Origin of the sequence: Mesorhizobium sp. M7A.F.Ca.US.014.04.1.1 (assembly GCF_003998745.1) — a bacterium.
Classification (GTDB): domain Bacteria; phylum Pseudomonadota; class Alphaproteobacteria; order Rhizobiales; family Rhizobiaceae; genus Mesorhizobium; species Mesorhizobium ciceri.
Window position 1 is genome coordinate 1 of sequence record NZ_RZRW01000806.1, and the last position, 2,025, is coordinate 2,025.

Annotated in this window: 2 protein-coding genes and 1 pseudogene; all 3 read right to left on the reverse strand. The window is 59.4% G+C overall.

Features of this window, described 5'->3' with window-relative positions; translation table 11 throughout:
* Positions 1 to 571: plasmid replication protein RepC (repC, locus tag EOA22_RS31715; RefSeq protein WP_281040807.1), on the reverse strand; the 571-nt coding region annotated here is incomplete at its 3' end.
* A 153-nt stretch (positions 572 to 724) separates the two neighbouring features.
* On the reverse strand, positions 725 to 1,690 hold the full coding sequence (repB, locus tag EOA22_RS31720) for a plasmid partitioning protein RepB (RefSeq protein WP_013525329.1): 966 nt from the start codon (positions 1,688 to 1,690) through the stop codon (positions 725 to 727).
* Positions 1,691 to 1,767: 77 nt separating this feature from the next.
* Positions 1,768 to 2,025, reverse strand: a pseudogene (locus EOA22_RS31725) (plasmid partitioning protein RepA); the annotation flags it as partial.

Below are 2,025 nucleotides of genomic sequence, written 5' to 3' on the forward strand. Positions count from 1 at the left end.
CATCCTCCTCGACAGCCGCCTCGATCAGCTTATGGATGTCGCGGCGGTGCAGCGTGATGCGCTCCCGCATCAGTCTGAGCGCCCGACCGTCGGCTCGAACCTGGTCGGCCGCCTGCTGAAACTCCGCTGCCCTGGTGATCAACGGGGCCAGGGAGAAGCCGAAGGCCTCCACCACAGCCCCGCCCGGCCCTTTGCGGGCAAATCTTTTGCCGTTGGCGCTGTCCCTGCGGATGATGAGGCCGCAACTTACCAGTTCCGCCAGGTTCCTGCGCAGCGTGGAATCGGCCATGCCGTGCGCCCGCAGCGATAGCTGAGCGTTGGACGGAAAGACCATCAACCCGTTTTCCTCGCTGATCTGGTCGTCTGGATAAAACGTCAAAAGCCCGCTGAGCACCGCCAGGGCGCGATCGCCGACGCCGACAATCGACTTGCCCTCGCACAGCCACCGATAAACCTGCCATTTCTCGACGACAGACCCCTGAGGTATCTGCCTTGACGCCGTGTTGGCTTTCACCAACGCAAGCGTCATCGGCCGCCGCCCGAAGGGCGTCGTCGCAAACCCACTCTCCATTTCCCTCACCTTTCAATCAGGCAAAAGAAATCTGCTCGCCTAAATGGCGCCACGACTCTTGACAGTGAGTCGGGGAAGTGCGATTCTCAGCTTGCTACAGACGAGAAGGGCTTCCGCGACGGCGACGTTCGGGGGCCTTTTTCTTTTGCGGTTTCAGTCTCCTGTTTTCTTGGCTGTTTCCGATTGCCGAAAAGCCTCGAAAAGCTCGTCCAGCCGATCGGTTATGAACGCTCCGAACGGCGAGGCTTCCTTGGCCTTCAGGGCAAGCGTAAACACTTTTCCTGTGTCGGTGATCTTGGCTCGCACGGATCTGTCGTGCGGTGCCCAAGCCTTTTCCTGTGTCTTCGATGCTGCTGGCGCGCGTTTTGCCGGCGCGCTCATGAAGTCGAACAGACGCGCAAATCGTGCGTCACTGCCTGACGTGGCGAACTCTGGACTTGCCACATAGTCGGCCGCCCTGCCCGCGCTATCCGGATGCTCCATAAGCTTGGCGAGCTGCCACCATCTGTCCCGACCAACAGTCTTGGCGGCGCCAATGGCCACAATGACTGGCTCTGGAATGTTGCTGGTAACAGAACGCATCTTCGAGAAGGTCGTGTCATCGAGCGCCAAAGCCGACTTCACCGTGTCGGGCGTGTGGCCGCGCTTGAGAATGCGATCGGCAAACAGGGTCCTTTCGATGAAGGACAAATTGGCCCTTGCGGCGTTCTCTTGGCCCTGGGCAATAACATGATCCTCATCGCCCATCTTCTTGACGACCGCGCGTACTGGCCGTCCCAGCTGGCGGGCAACCTTGACGCGCCGATGCCCGAAGACGGTCTGAAAGCGACCGGAGAGCTCAGGATGAGGCCTGACCAGGATCGGAGAATCTTGTCCTCTTTCCCGAATGGCCGCAAGCAACTCCTGATATGCCTCATCGTCTTCGTCCAGGCGATCCGAAACGAAGGAGGTGTCCACAAATGCCGGATCGAGATCCACGACCGAGCTCTTGGAGAGCTCCTCGAAGGATTGCATGATGGAGCGCGACGCCCCGCGAACGGCATACCCGGATACGTCCTTCGCATCAGCCACTGCCGTCGCAGGGCCCAACACACTGCCGAAAATGTCCCTGCGTGCCATTTAACCGCCTCCAATCGCGGTTAGCGATTTGATTTCAAAGACAAAATTTCCAGTTTTTACTGCCGTAAACTTCGCCGTCATGACCGTCCCCACGCACGATGGATCAGCGTCGCGATTTCAGCATTGACCGCATCGAGGGATTCCAGTGCACGGTCGTAGGTGGAACGGGTAAAGGCCGACTTCTCCACCTCGTAGAGCGTCTGCTTGGTGAGACCCGCGTCCGAAATCGCCGTCGACTTCAACATCGGGTTCTCCAGGATCTGGCCGGCAAGCATGGACTGCATGAAGCCTACCATCTGCGCCTGCGGGATATCCGTCGGCTCGTAGCGTGTGAT

What these genes read in the sequence shown, in the direction of transcription:
- repB (WP_013525329.1), bottom strand. Translation starts at nt 1,690, where the DNA reads ATGGCACGCAGGGACATTTTCGGCAGTGTGTTGGGCCCTGCGACGGCA.